We start from the raw sequence: 21268 nt of genomic DNA, 5'->3' as shown, positions 1-21268 counted from the left end.
ATTAAATAGGGAGGTAGTAGGTTATTTATTGTGAATTTTTATTATTTGAAAATTTCTTCACTATTTTTAAAACTTTTAAATTCCAACGCATTATTACTATAATCTAAAATAAACATTGTTTGTTGAGCACCTTCTTTACCTTCATATCTTTTTTGTGGCTTAACAATAAAGTTTATGCTGTGTTTTTCTAAGCTTTTTTTTATCGTATTAAAAGTACTATCATCTACAATACAACCAAAATGAGGAATAGGTACTTTTAAGTTATCTACGATTCCGCAATGATCTAATTCAGGAATTTCATTAGACACATGTGCAGATAATTGATGTCCAAAAAAATTAAAGTCAACCCAATGAATTGTTTGCCTACCTAATTCACAACCTAAAATAGTGTGATAAAATTTAATCGTATTTTTAATATCTTTTACTTTAAATGCGAGGTGAAATTTACTATTCATAATTTAATATCCTTTTTTTAATGATACACTATTTTGTATTTCTTCTTTATTTAAGAAACGTTTGTAATTTTCTACAATTTGATTTATGGCAGTATCTACATTAGTTAAACTAGCGATATGTGGTGTTATTTTAATTTTAGGGTGTTTCCAAAAAGGATGCTCATTTGATAAAGGTTCAATTCTAAAAACATCTAAAAAAGCGCCAGAAAGTATTGAGGTATCAAGAGCATTTATTAAATCATTATCAACTAAATGTTCACCTCTTGCAACATTGATAAGAAAAGAACCTTTAGGTAGTTTATTAAAGGTGTTTTTATTTAAAATGTCTTTTGTATTTGCTGTTAAAGGTAAAAGATTAATTAGAAAATCAGCGTTATTTAAAAAAGCATCAAATTTATCTTCTTCATGATAACTTTTAACACTTGGTATTTCTTTTTTAGAATTACTCCAACCTTTTACTTTAAAACCAATCTTAGCAAATTTTTCAGCAACATAGCCACCAATATTCCCTAAACCTAAAATAGCAACTGTTGTGTTGTTAATAGATTTATAATTATATTGTTCCCATATTTTTGTTGTTTTTTGGTTTGAATATTGCTGTATATTTTTTAATTCAGATAAAACAATAGTTATTAAAAACTCCCACATATCATTAGATAATTTTTCGTCAATAATACGTGTAATAATGGTATTTGTAGGTATTGTTTGTGAATTCGTAATATGATCTATAGCAGCACCAACTGATTGAATTACTTTGATGTTGGGGAACTGTGCTAACACATTTTTAGTAGGCTTCCAACAGATAACAAAATCTATAGCATCTTTATTTTTCACTTCAGGGTATACTTCAATCGTTGTGTTTGGCAAAGCTTTTTTTAGAGCTTTTACCCAAGGCATAACGTTTTTATTTTCAAAGATAAAAAGGATGCTCATAGTTTGTGAATTTTGATATAAAATTAGAAATAAATTAGTAGAAGTTAAAATTGAATGTTTGTAATTTATTTATATTTACAATTGAAATAGCGATTTTGTGATTTAATTAAAATTGATTCGATGGTAGATGATTTAGATAGACAGTTAATTGATAATTTAAAAGATAATTCTAGATTGTCTTTTGCTGATTTAGGTAGAAAAATAAACTTATCTCCATCGGCAGTTAGAGAAAGAGTGCAAAAATTAGAAGATACAGGTATTATTCAAAAATATACAATTCAACTAGACAATAAAAAATTAGGTAATGACTTAGAAGCTTTTATTTTATTAAAAGTTTTTCCAGGGCAACTTATACATATTCTTAAAAAAATAAAAAGTTTTAAAGAAGTGAAAGAAGCACATAGAATTACAGGAAGTCAAAATATACACTTAAAGGTTGTGGTAAAAAATCAATTAAGTTTACAAGAGCTGCTAGATCAGTTAATGGTATTTAGTGATACCAATACATTCCTTATTTTATCTAAACTCTAGTTAATCTGTAATTAAAATTTAGATATTTTCGAAGTAGTTTGTTTTATGGAAGTTGATATTTTTATTTTTAAAAATTTCGAATATCAATAATGTCTCCGCTCTCTAATTGATTTTCTATATCAATTTTATAAATAGAATTAGCAACGAAATCAGGAGAATATAGTTCGTTATTATTCTTTAAATCCACAAAACGTTGTAAGCTTGTAAAATCAGATTCATGAGTGCTTCTAATTTGAGATTGCATATTTGTATCTACAACTCCAGGATAAATTGAAACACATTTCACTTCATTTTCTTCCTCATTTTGTTCTGTAGCAATCGCTTTGGTCATCATATCTATTGCAGCTTTAGAGGTGCAATACACAGACCAACCTTGATAGGCATTTTTAGCAGCTCCTGATGAAATATTTATAATTTGTTTTTTGCATACGAGTTCTTGAGTCATTTTAATAAATAAACTAGAAAGTATAAGTGGAGTAGTGGTGTTTAATTGAATAGATTTAGCAATGTCATAAGCTTTTAAATTTTCTAAATCACCTATTTTACCTAGCCTACCAGCATTGTTAACCAAAGTAATTGATGTTATTTTTTGAAGGAGTATTTCCTTTAAAAGAGAAGTGAATTTATTTTCTGTTACAGTAAGATTAGATAGATCAACTGAAATGTTTTGAACACTTTCTAATAAAGAAGCTGTTCTTGCTAAAGAAAATACTTTATAGTTTTCTGAAGCATATTTTTTTACTAATGCTTTTCCAATCCCTTTACTTCCGCCTGTAATAATTATAATATTCATAAGGTAAATATAAAGAAAACGTTATTGTGAAATTTTAAAATTAGCATATATTTTATAAGTGACTAATTCATTTTTAATATGTTATTTTAATAAGATAATTACTATTAAGTGTTTGTTTATTAGGTTTTTAGTAGTTGTGTATTTACGTTTGTGTTAAAACTATGTTTGTTAGTGGTTGATTTATAGACGCTTAAGGTCTTTTTATTAAAGTGAGATAATATAATTTTTAAATTGTATTACGAAAAATAAGGAGAAAGCTGAAAATCCATTAAAAGAGTAAGCGCAACTAACCAACTTTAATAATTAGTATTATGTCTCAAACTAAAAACGTGGCAGAAGTAGCCGCAGCAATGCAAACAGTAACAAAAAAATTTGAATGGACTTTGAGTGCTTTTGAAAAGCAAGGGAATTTATGGCTTCAATGGAGTACCAATGCCCCTTTTAGAGCACAACAAGACAAGATTGAAGTTTATGCAAATGGATGGCCTTCAAATCCTGATTCAAACGCAAAAGCATGGACATGGGCAGATGCAAAGAATAGCCCTTGGGATTCTGGATTAAGATGGGGATCAGATTGGTATTGTGCAAGAATAGCACAATCGGCACCTAATGGACCTTATGTATATGTTGAACAAATAATTACAAAAGAATAATTATAGTTATGTAGAACACCAAGTAAAGAACATTTTTTACTTGGTGTTTTATTATTTTTTTAAGATATATATTAAGAGTACCTACTAACTGCATTCTGTAATTTAGTAATCATTCGGTTACGAAGTTTTTCAGGTTTTTGAATTTCAATAGCATCTCCAAAACCAAGAATCATACGTTCTAATTCATAATTTATTTGAACTAAAATATTAAAAATTACACCATCATCGGTATGTTTAATCAATCGTTGACTTTTATGAAAAGGCTTCGTAATTACATACGGAGCATTTTTTTTATCGATCCAAAATTGAATACGTTGTGGACGTGTGTTTGAAACAGTAGCTCCAATTACATCTTTATAATATAGATCACCATCAATTGCTAAATCATTGTATTCCATTTTTTCATTAGAAAAAATATTTGATATTCTATCGAGAGCAAGTGTTATATATTGTTTTTTATGTGTTGCTAATAAAAACCACCTATTATTGTATTCTTTTAATAATTGCGGATGCACCGTCATATCACTCGCTTTATGAGCTTTAAAAGATTGATATGTAATTGTAAGTACTTTTTTATTTTGAATAGCTTTGTAAATAGGATCAATATATTCCAAGCCTTTTAATTGTTCGTTCTTATCTAAATGAATAATTGGCCTGTTCGTTTTTTGCGATGCATAAACAGAATCTTCTAATCGTTGTAAAACTCCGTCCATTTCTTTAAATAAAGAAAAGTCTTTAAACTGACGAAGTACCTGAATTGATTCATTTATAATTTTTACATCATTATCAGTTACAGGAATATTCATAATACTATAGCCTTCTTCTGCATAACGATAGTATTTTCGTTCATACACTTCAATAGGTGCATTGTACCCAAGTTTATCACTTCGCATCAGCTGAATATCTAACTGAATAGTTCGTTTGCTTATATACACATCTTTTCCTTCGTACTCATATAAAGCATCAGAGCAAGCATCAATTAAATCATTTAAAGTCCAACGTTTCATTGTATTCCGTAAACATTGATCTATCGTTTTATAACGGATAAGTGCATTTTTATTAGAAGCCATTTTACAACTTGTTTAATTCATTAGTTAAATTGTGTTTTGCTTGGTCTTCATATAAGTTTCTAAATTCTTCTGTGGCATAAATAAAGGGCTTATCTATAAAATGTTGCAGTACTTTTTTACGACCTTTTTTATAAAGTATTTTGGGTACTAACTTGTATTCTTCTCTAATTTGCTTCGTGTAATTAATGTAAGTCTCAGCAGATACTCCTAAAATACCCAAGTCGAAATCTACCATCCACTTGGTATCCTTGTCAGTTGTTTCATGTGTTTTAGTTGCTATTATTTGCTGATAAATTTTTTCTAAAAAAGAAGTTTCAATATTTATTTTTGATAGTTGCTTAACAGCAAAATCAGCACTTTTTTCTTCATTGTCTTGTTTCCAAATATTATAAATAACATCATGATAAAAAATAGAGAAAGCCAAACAATCATAGTTTTCTATATGCTGCTTGTATACATCAACATATTTAAAAATTTCATTTAAATGGGTAAGATTATGGTATGCTCTATGTTTTTCAGAATAATGTTTATGAATGTCTATCCATAGTGATTCTATTCGGTTTTCATCTTTGGTATAGTTTGAAACTAATTTGTGAAATCGCTTTTTTAAATCCATTTACATAAAAATTTCAATAAAAATAGCAATTAATTTTTTCTACGCAAAAAGATTGCGCACTTATGTAGAATATTTGCAGTGTTGTTAAGGGAAATATATATAATTACAGCATAAAATTATTCCGTTAAAAAGAAAAACGGATAATTTTTTAGAGACGTTCTTTACTATAAATAGATTCGGTAGCTCAGTAGGTAGAGCAATAGAAAATACTTTGCGCAAATAAGCAAACAAAGTTCCTATAAGATCCAAACTATGTGTCGCAGGTTCGATTCCTGCCCGAATCACTAAAAACGGACAAAGAAAGTTCCTATTCAACTTAAAAGACACTTTCCGTCGGTTTAAAAGACAAAAAGAGTTCCTATATACTGGTTCGATTCCAGTACTCGCAAGAGAATATGGTTCATTTTACTCTTCGTCTTTTATAAAATAATAGGTAAAAGGTATTCCTAAAAAATATTGATAATATACCTCACTTATAAAATGATAAAAATGAAAACATTAAAATTATTCAATGCAGTTATTGCTAATAATACAAACGAGACTTCTTTAACTAAATGTTTTATTTCTGAAAATGGTTTTATTATTGAAAAAAATGCGATGTGGGCAAAAGAAGGCATTTTAAATTATTTTGAGAATGAAAAACTAACAGGAGAAGCATTAAATAAAACATTTCATAAATCATGGGAACGTATTAAAGAAAGTACTCGATTCGAATTATATGTTGAACAAATTCAACATTATATTTCAACATACGTAACTGTTTTTAAAGCTGAGGTTTATATACCAAACGAAGTATTAAATATTCCTGATTTAAAAATAAAATACAAAGTAATAAAAGCATACTCAATAGAAGAGATGAGAGCCAAATGCCTTTCATTATTACAATCTGGTATTGCTTTAAAAGAAGAAACAATTGCTGATGTATTATCAATATTAGTTGATGAATTGAAGTATGTATTTACAGGGAAAGAAAATATAAGAAATAAGGAAGCGCTTGTTATAATTGCAGATACATATAAAATATATCCTGAAAATGTTGTGGAGTTTTTTAGATATATCATTTATAAAACAACCGATTCAACTTTAGTAATAAAAAGTAATGATTTAATTGAAGAAATTAAAAATAGTACATACAACCCAACCATTGCTTTTAGAGAATTTGGGTTAGAAAAATTGGCAGAGATATTTAATAGATTTAAACCTTTGTTTTTAGCGTATAAGAATAGCGCATCAAAAGTGATTAATAGAATAAGTAAATTATCTAAAAAATATCACAAACCACTTATTATAAACCCGTTAAATGAGGTTACTAATGTTCTTTTAACAGAGAGCGATATACATTGGTTAGATAATGCGACGCCTTTTGCTTTATTTAAAGCATTAAGTGCTTGTTATACAAGAAAAAAAGGACAGGACACTTTTTTATATCGTATTAGAAACGGAAAATCGTGGGTAAAATTAAATGCAGTAAATTATGTAAACGAAGTAAACTATAGTTTCTTAATAAGATATTTACAGAAGCGAGTTAATTTATCAGGAAAAAAAATATTTCTACCAAAAAATATAAATTATGCGTTGCCTACCTCCGAAAAAATGTTTGTAGGAAATATTCCTACAGGAACTAAGTTTTATGGTAAAAAATTAGCTATTGGTATTTATTGGAAAGATGCTTGGGGAGCGGATGATTTAGATTTATCAGGATTAAATATTGGAGGTAAAATAGGTTGGAATAGTACTTATAACCAAGAAGAAAGTAATTTAATGTATTCAGGCGATATAACTTCAGCACCTAATGGAGCTGTTGAATATTTATATGCAAATAAAGGTTTAAATGCACCTACGCTGATTAATAGTAATGTTTATTCAGGAGAATCAGACTGTGATTATAAAATTGTAATAGGTAAAGGAGATAGTATCTCTAAAGATTTTATGATGAACCCTAATAACCTTTTTACAGAGATTAAATGTAAATCAATACAACAACAAACCATTCTAGGAATATTAATACCTAAAAAAGAAAAGCAATGTTTTGTTTTATTGAATTTTGGAGCTGGTCATACTAGAGTTTCTGGTACTTCTGAAATTTCTAACCTTGCTACAAAAGCTTTATATCAGCAATGGAACAAGCCTTTATCTTTTAAAAAAATAATAAAAGAATTGGGGGGTGAAATTGTTAAAAAGAGCGTAGAAGCAGATTATGATTTTTCTTTAGATACTTTACAAAAGGATAGTTTTATTTCAATTTTTAAATAAAATTTTAGCTACGTAAAAAGATTGCGCACTTATATAGAATATTTGCAACAGAATTATAAGAAAGATATTAATTCTTTTAAAAGTAATCGCTTCATAAAACAAGGAGTTTATGGAGCACAAATTAAATACGATGGAAAATAAAACAACGATAACAGGAAAAGAAATAGTAGCAATGGGGTTTAAACCAGCAAAATGGTTTCCAGAAGCAATGGAGTATATCAATACAAATGAATTAACCAAGGAAGAAATAGGAACATATTTAGAACAATTTCGTTCAGAACCAGAAATTCCGTTGTTAGATAATTCAGTAGAATTTAAGGTCAATATTAAGGCAGAAAACGAATTGGAAGAAACCAATGTGAATTCTGTTATAGGTTCTATGGAAGTATTAATGAAAACACCAACGATTGTAAATGGTGCTATTATGCCTGATGCTTGCCCGATTGGCGGAACTGGAACAATACCTGTTGGTGGAATTGTGGTAGCAAAAAATGCCATTCATCCAGGTATGCATAGTGCAGATATTTGCTGTTCTGTAATGTTAACAGATTTTGGAAATGCAAACCCGAAAGACGTTTTAAATGCTGCACATTCAATTACGCACTTCGGGCCAGGAGGAAGAGATAGAAGTACACAATTTCGTTTTCCTATGGATTTGTTAGCTGAAATAGAAGCAAACCCGTTTTTAAACAATCAAAAATGTATTTCAGCAGCAAGAAGTCATTTAGGAACACAAGGAGATGGAAATCACTTCTTATTTGTAGGGAAATCTAAGAATACAGGAAACACTATGTTGGTTACACATCATGGAAGTAGAGGTTTTGGAGCTAATTTATATAAAAGAGGAATGCATATAGCTGAACAATTTAGAAGAGAATTGTCACCACAAACATTAAAACAAAATGCATGGATTCCGTTTAATACTGAAGAAGGAAAAGCATACTGGGAGGCATTGCAAATTATAAGAAAGTGGACAAAATTGAATCATGAGGTTTTACACGATTCGACGTTAGAAAAATTAGGTGTAGAAAAGGAAAATAGATTTTGGAATGAACATAATTTTGTATTTAAAGAGGGTGATTTGTTTTATCATGCAAAAGGAGCAACACCTTTAGATACTAAGTTTATGCCAGATATTACAGGACCACGTTTAATTCCGTTAAACATGAGTGAACCAGTATTAATTGTAGAAGGAAAAACAACGACAAACAATTTAGGGTTCGCTCCACACGGAGCGGGACGTAATGTTAGTAGAACACAACATAGAAAAAGTAAAACAGGCACAATTCAAGAGATTTTTGAAGAAGAAACCAAAGGGTTAGATATTCGTTTTTTCTCTGAAGAAATTGATATTACAGAATTACCATCTGCATACAAAAATGCAGCAACAGTAAGAAATCAAATGGAAGAGTTTGGTTTAGGAGAAGTAATTGATGAAGTATTACCTTATGGTTGTATTATGGCAGGAAACTGGCAGAAAAATGCTCCTTGGAAGAAGCAAAGGAGGAGATAGAAGATAAAAAACCTCACAGGTATTTGAAACCTGTGAGGTTTAATAAACAAGAAATAGTGAACGAAGAATTAACACAAAAAGCATATCAATTATTAATAGATAAAATTGATGTAGATACTTTTGAAAAGTATCTATATGAATTGGTTGAAATAAGTCAATTTAATAGTAAAACATTAATTTTTGATTTTGTGAATATCAATTATAAATTAGGAAACTATAAGAAGCCTTTATTTAATTTACTTGAATGTTATTGCTCTGATGAAGAATTATTAAGTTTTAAAATATATTTTTCATGTTTAAATTTATTGAGTAGTGATACAGATAAATTTATTTTAGAATTGATTAGTGATTTATCTAGTTTATGGGTACAAAATGATTATGAACTTGATATGTTACATGAATTTTATATGTTAAATATTAGTATGCCATCATCATTTGGTGACGATTATTATCATCTATCTGAAGCGGAAGGGATAGCTAAAGCTATAATGTACTCTAAAGAAGTTATTTTAAAATTTAACTTTTTTAAAAAAAGTCATGATTGGAAAGGTTTTTTAAAATGTATAATTGAAAAAGAAGAAGAGCATAAAAACAACATTATAAAAACTAAGTATACTTCAATAGAACAAAGTAAAAGTCTGTCGAATAAAATTATCGATTTATTGAAAGGAATACTAGGTTTAATATAAAATAAAAAAAGAATACAGTAGTAAGTTTTAATATAAAATGAGGAAATTTAAATACTTTAAAGTTAAGAAACTTTCCTTATAAGTGCGAAACGATAAACTATATTTTAGTAGAAAGAAACGGGAGAAATTAAAGAAAAATAATGGGAAAGAGAATTTTAGAACACTTAGAGAAAATAGAAAAAGATAATAATATCGAAATTTTATTAGCAGTAGAATCGGGAAGTAGAGCTTGGGGCTTTGCTTCTCCAGATTCCGATTATGACATTCGTTTTGTATACAAACATAAAACAGCTTGGTATTTGAACCTTTGGGAACAAAAAGATACGATTGAATTTATGACAGAAGATGATTTGGATGGTGTTGGTTGGGACATAAGAAAAGCACTACGATTATTATCTAAGTCGAATGCTTCATTTACAGGCTGGTTATTTTCACCTGTTGTTTATAAATCAGATGCTGTTTTTCTAAAAGAAATTAAACAATTAGCGAATGATAATTTTAATCCTGTTGCTGGCTTTTATCATTTCCATTCTATGAATAAAGGTTTTGAAGAAACTTTAGGAACAGAAAGTATGACCTTGAAGAGTTTTTTTTATACAATTCGTACAGCACTTTGCGTGAATTGGATTGTAAAGAAAAACACAATTCCTCCAGTATGTTTTAAGTACTTATACGAATTGGTTGACGAAAATTTTCATGGTAAAATAGATGAATTGATTCAACTAAAAAGCAAACGAATTGAAAAGAGTACTGAAAATGTAGCAGAAGAGTTGATTGATTTAGTTAGAGTGATTATAGCAGAGAATAACTCTCTTAAAAGTAGTTTAACAAATAAGAAATCGAACCCTAACAAGTTCAATGCATTTTTTCTAAAATATATTTAAAAAAATCGTTGCGAATACAACGAAGTGAAATAATCTATTTATCAATAAACGGATTGCTTCGTATCTCGCGCTGACAATAAAAAATTGTATAATGACACTAGAAGAACTAAAAAAATCAGGAAGTATTATTTTTGAATGTATAAGTGGGAGTAGAGCTTATGGTTTACAAACACCAACCTCTGATAGAGATATAAGAGGCGTGTTTGTTTTACCAAAAGAACAGTTTTACTCTTTAGATTACATTGGGCAAATAAATAATGAAACGAATGATATTGTTTATTATGAATTAAGAAAATTTATGGAGTTATGTTCAAGAAATAATCCGAATATTTTAGAAATGCTAAACGTCCCTGAAGATTGTACTTTATACAAGCATCCATTATTTAATGAGATTAAAAAAGAATATTTTTTATCTAAATTATGTGAAAACACTTTTGCTAATTATGCATTTACACAAATTAAAAAAGCAAGAGGATTAAATAAGAAAATTGTTAATCCTGTTGAAAAAGAACGTAAAACAATAGATGATTTTTGTGTTATAAGAACAGACAAGAGAGCTATAAAAATTGAAGACTTTCTAAAAGAAAAATCATTAGAAAAAGAAAATATCGGATTAGCAAAAATACCGAATATGAAAAATTGCTTTAATTTATTTTATAGTAAGTCTTCAAATTACAAAGGAATCTCAAGAGAAGGTGCAAATGAAGTTTGTACGAGTTCTATTTCAAAAGAAGAACAACCAATAGCAATGTTATATTGTAATTTGGATGGTTATTCATCGTATTGCAAAAAATATAAAGAGTACTGGTCTTGGGTTGAAAAAAGAAATGATGAACGCTATAAAAGCAATATTTCTCATGATAAGAATTATGATGCTAAAAATATGATGCATACTTTTCGATTATTGCACATGGCAAAAGAAATTGGAAAAGATGGAACTATTAATGTAAGACGAAACGATAGAGAGTTTTTGTTAGCTATAAAAAATGCTGAATATGAATATGATGATTTGGTAAGTAGAGCAGAAGAAATGAAAGAAGAATTAGAGTTGGTTTATCACGCATCGGATTTGTTAGAAAAACCAGATTCACAGAAAATTAATTCACTGTTAATTTCTATAAGAAACGAACACTACACACAAAATGGCTAAAAATAGAGGTAAAGTTGGCAGAGACGATTATTTATTTGGAGAAGTATTTATGCAGCGAAAAATAAAAGAAGCTGTATTTGATATGTCTTTTTTATTAGAACGAGGTTATGGTGAATCATCTTCATGTGAATTGGTAGGAAATCGTTATAAGCTTAATAAACGGCAGCAACAAGCTATAAAAGGAATGGCAGCAAGTAAAACAGCTGTTGTTAATAGGCAAAATACTAAAGTAACTGTTGAAGTGTTAGAAGGAGCGACATTAATTATTGACGGATTTAATCAATTAATATTATTAGAAAGTATATTATCTGGAGCCTGTGTTTTTAAAGGAAGAGATGGAGCGTATAGAGATTTATCAAATTTATACGGAACTTATAAAAGCGTAAGCCAAACTCAAATTGCAATTGAAACTTTTGCAGCATTTTTTAAAAAATATAAAGTTTCAAAAGTTATTTGGGTATTTGATGCCCCAGTTTCTAATAGTGGACGTATGAAAACAAAGCTAATTGATTATGCAAAAGAAAAAGAACATAATTGGGAAGTTGTGCTATTGAATAATCCAGATAAATTTATTGCTAATAGTGAGTTCATTGGAGTAAGTTCTGATGCTTGGATTTTAGATAAAATAAAATCATGGAGTAATATTATAGAAATTATAATCCCTAAAAATTACTCTAGTTTAATAACTTGCGAATAATAATGAAATGGAAAAAGAAACTCTAAAGAATAAATTAATAGAAATACAAAAACAGTATTTGTATCAAAAAAAGGAACATTACATATTAAAGTGCCAAGAAGAACATCTTAAAATGATAGCGTGTAATTTAACGAACTATTTTACAGAACAAGGTTTTCTTAAAAAATATGAATTGCCTTGTTTTGAAGAAGAAATTAAAATGAATAGAAGCATAGCTTTTAATAAATTTCAGTTTTTAAAAGAAGAAGAGCATATACTTGAAACAATGCAAAAGTTTCAAGAAATAAATATTAACGACTTTCTAATTGTTTTAGGGCAAAGAATAACATCGGCAACAATTAAAAATGAAAAAGCAATTCCACCTATAAACAAAGAAGTTTATGACGCAAGTTTTGAAATTTTTAATGCCCAAATTACGAAAGCGGTAAGAGCTTTTGAAAAACATTCAGAAAGAATCACAAATAATTTTTGGGGAAAAGCGATTGGAAATCCAGCTGAAAAGGAAAAAAAAGTACGGAGTTTATTGACGAACATGTTAAAAAATAAAACTTGGTGGAATGTATATTATCATTACAAGCATGAATTAGTTTATGAAGTAAGAATAGCATCAGGACATGGTGCACGTTGGAAAAAAGAAGACTTAGAATTTATTGGTTTTGTAGAGCCTTTTTTTAAGTGAAATTAAAGAAATATAATTTTTACTGTGCCTTTAGAATATTTTTTTGAACGATCAATGTTGTTGAAAAAGAAACACCCTAATTTGCATAAAATGTTGTCAGACTGCTTTATGCCTTCAGTAAAAATTAAATTAGGGTGTACTTAAAAATGAAGGGGTAATTATTTCTTTTTTTTGAGATTAATATATTTAGTCTATTTCAAAAATTAAAAACCCGTAATAAGTTTAATTATTACAGGTTCTTAATAATATATTTATGCAGATATTTCACGAGTCAACCATCCACTCTTACCTGCAGTAGCAATAGCGTATGGAGTAATCCAGAATAATCCAAAAGTATATAAAATACTATAAGAATATGCCCAGAAAGCTTCTTTTGAATCATATCTTTTAGCATAAAATAAAACGGGGAACGTTGATACTATCAAAATACTAAATAAAGTAGAACTTATAAATAAAACGGGGTGAGTTAATAAGAAATATAGCATAAATAATAAAAAAGGATATGACATAATCATTTTTATTGACTGGGTAACAAATAATAATCTTGCCCCAAATTTATTATCTTCTTTAAAATTTGTAAATACATATTTAGACATCGCAATGTTTTCTCGAACATTACTTCTATCCCATCTAATAAACATTTTATATAAGCCTATATAATCTTCAGGTACATTTGTATATGCATATGCATTTTTTTGAAATAAAACGCTATAGCCTTGTTTTAAGATCATGTTTGTTAACGCTCTATCTTCACCAATATCAGATGATTTACCCATAAATTTTTGATCAATCCATTCTGGTAAACAAGCAAAAACGGCAGTTGATCTGTAAGCAGCTAATGCACCAGGAGTACATAAAACAGAATTTAAACTACTTTCAGCAGAGCGTTTAAATTCAAAACTCATTACAAAACTTACATTTAGCATTTTAGGTAATAAAGCTTTTTTGTTATTTAATACTTGAATGTTACCAGCTACAGCGCCACATTTTTTATCAATAACTATTGGGCTTACTAAATTACGAAGCGTATCTTTTTTTACTATTGAATCACTATCAACTGTTACAAAAACTTCTCCTGTACCAATATTAAAACCACGATACAAGGCATGACGTTTACCCATATTTTTAGGTTGTTGCATTATAGTAACTTGACTACCTAAAATTCTTTTAGCTTCTTGCATCCAATACCAAGTATCATCTTTACTACCATCATCAATAGACAATAATTGTAATTTTTCTTTAGGATAATCACTTTTATCTAAACTTTTTAAAGTTTCTAAAACCTGTTTACCTTCATTATAAGCAGGTACTATAACAGTAATAGTAGGCAGTTCGTTATCATTTACAGATGCTATTGGCTTGTATTTAAAATATAAGTATAAATCATAAATAAAAGTCATTGCTCCAAAAGCAAACAATGTGGCAGCAAGTATAAAAAAGGTAAAACCCCAAGTTGTATTTAATCTTTCGAAATTGAATTTTGAAAAATCATCTTGTAATAAGTAAACAGAATAAGTAGCACTAATCATAATAGCAAATGAACTCACCATAATAAGAAGAGCTCGAAAGTTAATTGGAGTCGTTTTTTGGTTTGCTCTAGGATATTTGGTATGTAATGATTTTAAATTAATAGTTCCTATACTCATATTATAGTTTTATTTAAGTCCATTATATCAATTTACATACCATTAGTAATTAAAGCCTATTTGCTAGTTATTATAGGTTTCAGATTATTTTTTGTGTATATTTATTACACGTTAATCGTGCAACTGTATATTTTTTACACACTAATTATGTTGCCGCTCCTTTTTAAAGGAAGTAAACGAGGTTTATAAAAGGAAAGAATTACGGAACTAGAATAATATTAGTATTTTGTTAAAACGTTTTAAGACAGGTAATTTAAGAATTCTACCGATAAAACAGAATTGAAGAATATTCTTAATTATTGGCATGTACTGAGAAGAATTATTTTTTTAGGGATACGAAAGCTAGAATAATCTAAATATTAAAACACTTAGAATTTATACATATTATTTTTTAATAGACGAATGTTGTCATATTATTTACGCTTTTTCGTAGCTCGGGAAAATTAAATTTGGAGGTAATCTATTAATTATCGCATCTTTGCAGTAGTTCATTGAAAAGGTTCTTTTATAGTTTATGAGATATGTAGCACAGTATTGCGCTACATAATTTATAAAATATAATAAATATGAATTGGAAAATTCAAAAATTACTTAATGATGAAACCATTATTTCAAAAGAACCAGGTAATTCTATGTTACCACTTTTAAAGTCGAAACAACCAGTACGGTTACAACCTATTGTTTGGGGAAATTGCGAAGTTGGAGATATTGTTTTTTGTAAAGTTCGTGGAAACTGCTTTACGCACCTTGTAAAAGGTAAAAATGACAAACGAGGATTGTTAATAGGTAACAACCGAGGGAGAATTAACGGATGGACAAAAAATGTGTATGGAAAAGTAGTAGAAATACTATAAATACCATAGACATTCTTAAAAGAAAACAAGTAAAGAGCGTTAAAACGCTTACATATATTTTATAAATTAATTAAAAAACTAAAATTTAAACCTATGATAATACAAAAAATCACATATCAGGACGCAAAAATGCGACTTTGTGAGTTGTATTTTAGGTAGAAATTTATACCATAAAAAGTAAAAGCGTCCAAAATTAAATTTTGGACGCTTTTTTTTATAAAAAATTTAAAAGCCTGAAAACCAATTTGAATCGTGTAGCAAAAAAGGTACTTAACAAAGAATCAGTCAATTAAAGAATCTACAAAAAGTGGGCAGGAAATCTAATGCCTATATTGTTTTTAACTGGTTGATTTTTAGGTAATTATTATTTAATTTTATTTGTGTAATTCAAAAACACGTTATAAGTTTGCATCGCAATAAAGCACAAAACATTATTATTGAAATGTTACCTTAAGTACAGTATAAAGATCTTTCAATAAAATTAAAAACGAAGTACATGTTAAATACATTATTCAACAAAAACATACAAAGAGAACTAGGTTCTTTTTATTGTTTACTTCGCGACTTTCCACACTATACATAGCAAACACTATTATATATGAAAAGTCCGAAGTTTTAAAATTTCGGACTTTTTTTATGGAGTTTATTTCCAAGGGATTTTTTCGAAGTTTATAGTTTTCCTGCCTAAGTAGGAATTTTAAAAGGAAACCAATTAAAAAATTGGCTTCCGTAGAAAAAACATCTCAAAATTAAATCATGGGAAATAAATTAAAGGGAAAAGACCTAATAAAATTAGGGTTTCCAAAGAATAATAGTATCAATATTGCTTTAGGTCAAATAAACAGGTACCGTAAAAAAGAAAAGAAAGAACGCATTTTAGAAGAAGCGAAAGAAGTGCTGTTAACACCAGAAAAGTTTCAGGGAAATGCCATTTGGGGAAAAGTAGTTGAAGGATTAATAAAACCCGTAGAAGTACGTTTTCATCAATTAAAAAATACCAGAGCACCCTTTACAATTTACGGAGAAAACGAAATTGACGACTTAGCAAAATATCAATTGTATGATGCTTTAAAATTACCAATAGCGGTACAAGGCGCTTTAATGCCCGATGCACATGCTGGGTATGGCTTGCCAATTGGCGGAGTCTTAGCTACTAAAAATGCAGTAATTCCGTACGGAGTAGGAGTAGATATTGGATGTAGAATGTGTTTAACAATTTACCCGATAAAAGCATCTTATTTAAAAGGAAAACGACACCAGTTAGAAAATATCTTGTCGGAACATACCAAATTTGGAATGCGTGAAACACACAATGTAAAACACGATCATGAAATATTTGAACGTACTGAATTTAATGATATTCCGTTATTAAAACGCTTAAAAACCAAAGCCTATAAACAATTAGGAACCTCGGGAGGAGGAAACCATTTTGTGGAGTTTGGAACTGTAAATATTACAGATGCGAATAATGAGTTTGATTTACCAATTGGTGAATATGTAGGGTTATTAACCCACAGCGGAAGTAGAGGTTTTGGAGCTAACATAGCCAAACACTACACGTATTTGGCAACAAAACAATGTCCACTTCCTAAAAATGTACAGCATTTGGCGTGGTTAGATTTAAATACCCACGACGGACAAGAATATTGGTTGGCAATGAATTTGGCTGGAGATTATGCAAAGGCTTGTCATGATAATATTCACAAACGTATAGGTAAGTTATTAGGTGCAAAAGCTATTGCTAAAATAGAGAATCATCACAATTTTGCTTGGAAAGAACAAATAAATGGACAAGAATTAATTGTACATAGAAAAGGAGCAACACCTGCAAATAAAGGACAGTTAGGTATTATTCCGGGTTCTATGACAGCGCCAGGATATATTGTTAGAGGCTTAGGAAATAACGAAAGTTTAAATTCTGCTTCACACGGTGCAGGACGCTTGTTTTCTCGCAAAAAATGTAAAGAAAAATTTACCAAAAGTGAAATTAAGCATCAATTAAAAATGAATGATGTAAGTCTTATTGGGGGCGGAATTGATGAGGCACCAATGGCGTACAAAAACATTAAAAAAGTAATGAGTAATCAACAAGAATTGGTTGAAGTGTTAGGAACATTTACACCTAAAATTGTTCGAATGGACAAATAGCATTCTTTGGGCGTTACCTAAAGGTCGGGCTTTACACTATATCTTTTTATAGCTGTCATTGCGAAGTTTACTGTTTTGTAAACAGTGGCAATCTTATAATCGATTAACAGATTGCTTTGTACCTCGCAATGACGCGTATTTATATAAGCTATAAAAAGGATGCCGCTTCAATCCCTAACGCAAGTGTACTTGCAAAGGTATTAGCATAAATAATAAGAAATAATGAAAACTAAAATAATACAATTAACAGCTGCAAAAGGACCCGCAGAATGTGCTTGGGTAGTAGCCAAAGTGTTAAAACTATTTTTAAAAGAATTGATACATAATAAGATTGTATATCAGATTCTTCACAAAGAAAACGGAATAGAGAATGGCACGGTACAATCAGTTAGTATAGAATTAAAAGGAAAACAACTTCCCGAATTTTTAAACGATTGGTTAGGCTCAATTCAATGGATTGGCACATCAACATTCAGAAAATATCATAAACGTAAAAATTGGTTTATAGGATGTTATGAATTACATCAATTTGAAGAAAAAACAATCAATGAAAATGAAATTCAATTTCAGGCTATTAGAAGTTCTGGAGCTGGCGGACAACATGTAAACAAAGTAAGTTCTGCTGTAAGAGCAAAACATACACCAACAGGAATTCAAGTTTTGGTAATGGATAGTCGTTCTCAACATCAAAATAAAAAAATAGCGATAGAACGCTTAAAAGAAAAGATTCGAGAGCACAATACAAATCAGTTAAAAGAAGCTGTAAAAAGTGAATGGGAAAACCATTTAAGTTTAGAAAGAGGAAACCCTGTAAGAATATTTACAGGTTCTGATTTTAAACAAAAAAAGCAAGAGAAATCTTTTAAAACAAAACGAAGTCAGTTAAAAACCGATTTAAGAAAACAATTAGAATAAATACGTCATTACGAGGAAGAATAACGAAGTAATCTGTTAGATTAAATGAAAAGATAGCTTCGTATCTCTCACAATTAGAAACAAGAAACAATATGGGGAATAGTATAAATAATTACGTTTTTAAAGCACTAGATTCTTATCACTACGATTTAGAAGAAACAATGGAGTCCTTAAATTATGCCTTATCATATGATGATAAAAATACCATGGCATTAACATTAATGGGTAGGGTATATGCCGAAAGGTTATATAAGTATACTGAGGCGATTGGTTATTACAAAGAGGTACTAGCAATAAATATCAATGCTTTTGAGGTATATACACATTATATTAATGTGTTATTATGGAATGAAGATGTAAAAGAAGCTGATACTTTTATTGATTTTGCATTAACGGTAAAAGGATCAGATAAAGCACTATTATACTTAAAAAAGGCAGCTTTAAATGAGCAACTTAAAAAGTACAAGATTGCATTGAGTTTTATCAAATTAGCTAAAGAAAACGCTTTTAATTCAGAGTTTATACAAACTATAAAAGAACAGAAAGAAAGAGTTAAAGAAAAAATGCCAAAGAAAAAGAAGAGCAAACGTACTAAAACAGGCAAAAAAGCGAAAAAAAAGTAAACTAAATTATACTACGCAAATACAATGCGTAATAGCATTGCATATTTGTAGTGTTATTAAGAAAAAGAAAAAATGAATTAAAATAAATATGTCGTTATGAGGTAATATAACGAAGTAAGCTTCTAGTTTAAAAGAAAAGATTGCTTCGTTTCTCTCGCAATGACATTTAAAAATATCAAGCAAGTCTTGTTGTGTGTTTCTGTATAGCACCATTGTATAAATCTGTACAGTTTTTGTATTCGGTTTTTATATGCAACTAGTCTTGAAGGTTTCGATTATTTCCCAAAAAATAATCTCACTCTATATACGAAGGTTCGAATCCTTCCATAACGAAAGTTATGTAGCACAGTCCGGTTAATGCAATAGAAAAATTCGTGGGTTCGAATCCCACTATCCGAAAGGATATGGCAGAGCGGTCAAATGCACTAGATTTCGGTTCTAGTAATTATGGTAAGCCTCAGGGCGAGTTGGTTCGAGTCCAACCTCTTGGCTTGAGTAAAGCCCCTTAAGCTAATCACCTTGTAAAACTGATTATTAAAAAATAAAACGATACGTTCTAAATGAGTTTTTTAATAAACACTTAAAAAAGAACTTTGAAGTTTTTAGTTTTAAAAATAGTAAGGAATAACTTTTTATAAATCAGTTGATTTTATTTATGAATTCAATCCATTTTTAAAAAGAAGTTTCAAACTTTTTTATACCAATCACTTCCGTAATTTGTTAAGCATTTTAGCGTATCGTTTTTAAAATTAACACATATTTCTCCGTTACAGAGAATGTTATATAAAATGAATCATTCTGAAATTAATAAAGAATAAATTATCAGAATTTAAAAATTATAAAAAATGAAAAGAGTAAGAATTAATACAGGAAAAGTAGGATTAATATTTAAAAATGGAGATTATCAAAAGGTAATTACACAAGGAAGCCATTGGTTATTTTTAAACCAAAACGTAATTATATATGATTTAACAAAAGAATTTAATGCGGCTGTAGCGATAGAAATTTTATTAAAAGACATTGTTTTAGCTGAAATGCTCGAAGTTGTTAATGTAAAAGATAATGAATTGGTTATTATTTATGAGAATGATAACTTTACGAGGGTCTTACAAGCGGGGAGATATTTTTATTGGAAAGGTTTTGTAAATAGAAGATTTCAGAAGATTGACATCAGTAAAATTTATATTACAGAAGCTATTGATAAAGCATTGTTTAGTAACTATGAATTTAACAAGTACATTAGAATATTTGAAGTAGCAGCTTATGAAAAAGCAGTATTACTAGTTAATGATGCACACATTAAAACCTTAACAGGTGGAACGTATCGATTTTGGAAAAATGATACAACTATTAAAATTGCAAAAGCAGATATGAGGCAATTACAATTAGAAATAGCAGGACAAGAGTTATTAACCAAAGATAAAGCAACGATTAGAATCAATTTTTACACACAATATAAAGTTGTTGCTATTGAAAAAGCGTTGTTAGAAAACAAAGAGTATGAAAAGCAATTATATATATTAATGCAATTGGCATTAAGAATGTATGTTGGTACGTATACTCTAGATGAATTATTAGCTGAAAAAGAAAATATTGCAACAGCTGTATTTAATGAAGTATCTAAAAACACCGATGAATTGGGGGTGAAAATTATTAACTGCGGAATTAGAGATGTAATTTTAACTGGAGATATGAAAGAGATTATGAATCAGGTTTTAATTGCTCAAAAAAAGGCACAAGCTAATATAATTACTAGAAGAGAAGAAACAGCTTCTACTAGAAGTTTATTAAACACTGCTAAATTAATGGAAAGTAACGAAATGTTATTCAAATTAAAAGAAATGGAATATGTTGAGAAAATTGCAGATAAAGTAGGAGAGATTTCTGTTTCTGGAAACGGAAATATGGTAAAGCAATTAAAAGAAATTTTTGCTGCGAATAAATAATAAAAGGTTGTCGTTTATTGACAGCCTTTTTTTGATGTTATTCATGAGTTTATAGTATAAAGGGAGTAATTTAAGTAATGTTTATTTTTAACCTAATGAGTATTTTTTATTGGCAGTTTTTTGAACAACTATATTTCTTAAAATATTAGTGTCTTTATGGTATAATTAATCAATATATGTTAAAATCAGATGTTGAAAATTATCAATTTTTAATTAGATT

The 21268-nt window shown here is 28.8% G+C and carries 20 protein-coding genes, 1 tRNA gene and 1 pseudogene; 16 read left to right on the top strand and 6 right to left on the bottom strand.

Features of this window, described 5'->3' with window-relative positions; genetic code table 11:
• Positions 1 to 41: 41 nt before the first annotated feature.
• Positions 42 to 455, bottom strand: a complete 414-nt coding sequence (locus CXF68_RS16585; protein WP_101046230.1) for a VOC family protein — start codon at positions 453 to 455, stop codon at positions 42 to 44.
• A gap of 3 nt (positions 456 to 458) precedes the next feature.
• A complete protein-coding gene (locus CXF68_RS16580) occupies positions 459 to 1388 on the bottom strand; it encodes a glyoxylate/hydroxypyruvate reductase A (protein WP_101046229.1) in 930 nt (309 codons plus the stop codon).
• A gap of 120 nt (positions 1389 to 1508) precedes the next feature.
• Here CXF68_RS16580 and CXF68_RS16575 point away from each other — a divergent pair, with 120 nt between their 5' ends.
• A complete protein-coding gene (locus CXF68_RS16575; protein ID WP_101046228.1) occupies positions 1509 to 1919 on the top strand; it encodes an Lrp/AsnC family transcriptional regulator in 411 nt (136 codons plus the stop codon).
• Positions 1920 to 1986: 67 nt separating this feature from the next.
• On the opposite strand, the gene CXF68_RS16570 is transcribed toward CXF68_RS16575, so the two are convergent.
• Positions 1987 to 2712 carry an SDR family NAD(P)-dependent oxidoreductase gene (locus CXF68_RS16570; RefSeq protein WP_101046227.1) on the bottom strand — a complete coding sequence of 242 codons (726 nt, stop codon included), beginning with the start codon at positions 2710 to 2712 and terminating at the stop codon, positions 1987 to 1989.
• 311 nt (positions 2713 to 3023) lie between these two features.
• Between CXF68_RS16570 and CXF68_RS16565 the strand changes: the two genes are divergently transcribed.
• Positions 3024 to 3365: a hypothetical protein gene (locus CXF68_RS16565; RefSeq protein ID WP_028890448.1), complete on the top strand. Its 342-nt coding sequence runs from the start codon at positions 3024 to 3026 to the stop codon at positions 3363 to 3365.
• A gap of 71 nt (positions 3366 to 3436) precedes the next feature.
• Here the strand turns inward: CXF68_RS16565 and CXF68_RS16560 are convergent, their stop codons facing one another.
• Positions 3437 to 4435, bottom strand: coding sequence for a YafY family protein (locus tag CXF68_RS16560; RefSeq protein ID WP_101046226.1), 999 nt, complete (start codon positions 4433 to 4435; stop codon positions 3437 to 3439).
• Between the two features lies 1 nt (position 4436).
• Positions 4437 to 5051, bottom strand: a complete 615-nt coding sequence (locus tag CXF68_RS16555) for a hypothetical protein (RefSeq protein ID WP_101046225.1) — start codon at positions 5049 to 5051, stop codon at positions 4437 to 4439.
• A 173-nt stretch (positions 5052 to 5224) separates the two neighbouring features.
• Between CXF68_RS16555 and CXF68_RS20680 the strand changes: the two are divergent.
• The 8 genes and pseudogenes from CXF68_RS20680 to CXF68_RS16520 all read left to right on the top strand — a co-directional run bounded on the left by CXF68_RS20680 (position 5225) and on the right by CXF68_RS16520 (position 12916).
• Positions 5225 to 5335 (top strand): annotated as a pseudogene (locus CXF68_RS20680).
• A gap of 205 nt (positions 5336 to 5540) precedes the next feature.
• On the top strand, positions 5541 to 7304 hold the full coding sequence (locus tag CXF68_RS16550; protein ID WP_157821973.1) for a hypothetical protein: 1764 nt from the start codon (positions 5541 to 5543) through the stop codon (positions 7302 to 7304).
• A 130-nt stretch (positions 7305 to 7434) separates the two neighbouring features.
• A complete protein-coding gene (locus CXF68_RS16545) occupies positions 7435 to 8817 on the top strand; it encodes an RtcB family protein (RefSeq protein WP_101046223.1) in 1383 nt (460 codons plus the stop codon).
• Positions 8793 to 9506: a hypothetical protein gene (locus CXF68_RS16540; RefSeq protein WP_101046222.1), complete on the top strand. Its 714-nt coding sequence runs from the start codon at positions 8793 to 8795 to the stop codon at positions 9504 to 9506. Before CXF68_RS16545 ends, CXF68_RS16540 begins: the two co-directional genes overlap by 25 nt.
• 140 nt (positions 9507 to 9646) lie before the next feature.
• On the top strand, positions 9647 to 10390 hold the full coding sequence (locus CXF68_RS16535) for a nucleotidyltransferase domain-containing protein (protein WP_101046221.1): 744 nt from the start codon (positions 9647 to 9649) through the stop codon (positions 10388 to 10390).
• A 91-nt stretch (positions 10391 to 10481) separates the two neighbouring features.
• Positions 10482 to 11540 (top strand): DNA polymerase beta superfamily protein, encoded by a 1059-nt coding sequence (locus CXF68_RS16530; protein ID WP_101046220.1) that lies wholly within the window; start codon positions 10482 to 10484, stop codon positions 11538 to 11540.
• Positions 11533 to 12237: a DUF434 domain-containing protein gene (locus CXF68_RS16525; RefSeq protein ID WP_101046219.1), complete on the top strand. Its 705-nt coding sequence runs from the start codon at positions 11533 to 11535 to the stop codon at positions 12235 to 12237. Before CXF68_RS16530 ends, CXF68_RS16525 begins: the two co-directional genes overlap by 8 nt.
• A gap of 7 nt (positions 12238 to 12244) precedes the next feature.
• Positions 12245 to 12916, top strand: coding sequence for a hypothetical protein (locus tag CXF68_RS16520; protein ID WP_101046218.1), 672 nt, complete (start codon positions 12245 to 12247; stop codon positions 12914 to 12916).
• A 251-nt stretch (positions 12917 to 13167) separates the two neighbouring features.
• Here CXF68_RS16520 and CXF68_RS16515 read toward each other — a convergent pair whose 3' ends face one another.
• Positions 13168 to 14562 carry a glycosyltransferase gene (locus CXF68_RS16515; protein ID WP_101046217.1) on the bottom strand — a complete coding sequence of 465 codons (1395 nt, stop codon included), beginning with the start codon at positions 14560 to 14562 and terminating at the stop codon, positions 13168 to 13170.
• Positions 14563 to 15128: 566 nt separating this feature from the next.
• On the opposite strand from CXF68_RS16515, the gene CXF68_RS16510 reads away from it, so the two are divergent.
• The 6 genes from CXF68_RS16510 (at position 15129) to CXF68_RS16490 (ending at position 21048) form a co-directional block, all read left to right on the top strand.
• Positions 15129 to 15416 carry a phage repressor protein gene (locus tag CXF68_RS16510; RefSeq protein ID WP_101046216.1) on the top strand — a complete coding sequence of 96 codons (288 nt, stop codon included), beginning with the start codon at positions 15129 to 15131 and terminating at the stop codon, positions 15414 to 15416.
• A gap of 756 nt (positions 15417 to 16172) precedes the next feature.
• On the top strand, positions 16173 to 17564 hold the full coding sequence (locus CXF68_RS16505) for an RtcB family protein (protein ID WP_101046215.1): 1392 nt from the start codon (positions 16173 to 16175) through the stop codon (positions 17562 to 17564).
• Positions 17565 to 17786: 222 nt separating this feature from the next.
• Positions 17787 to 18479: a peptide chain release factor H gene (gene prfH / locus CXF68_RS16500; RefSeq protein ID WP_101046214.1), complete on the top strand. Its 693-nt coding sequence runs from the start codon at positions 17787 to 17789 to the stop codon at positions 18477 to 18479.
• A 92-nt stretch (positions 18480 to 18571) separates the two neighbouring features.
• Positions 18572 to 19102: a lipopolysaccharide assembly protein LapB gene (locus CXF68_RS16495; RefSeq protein ID WP_101046213.1), complete on the top strand. Its 531-nt coding sequence runs from the start codon at positions 18572 to 18574 to the stop codon at positions 19100 to 19102.
• 397 nt (positions 19103 to 19499) lie between these two features.
• Positions 19500 to 19590: transfer RNA gene (locus CXF68_RS20675), tRNA-Arg, on the top strand.
• A gap of 357 nt (positions 19591 to 19947) precedes the next feature.
• Complete coding sequence (locus CXF68_RS16490) at positions 19948 to 21048, top strand: slipin family protein (protein WP_101046212.1); 1101 nt, start codon at positions 19948 to 19950, stop codon at positions 21046 to 21048.
• The last annotated feature ends 220 nt before the right edge of the window (positions 21049 to 21268 follow it).

This window comes from Tenacibaculum sp. Bg11-29 (genome assembly GCF_002836595.1).
Classification (GTDB): Bacteria; Bacteroidota; Bacteroidia; order Flavobacteriales; family Flavobacteriaceae; genus Polaribacter.
The sequence above is the reverse complement of the archived record's forward strand: the minus strand, read 5'-3'. Positions and strand labels throughout refer to the sequence as shown.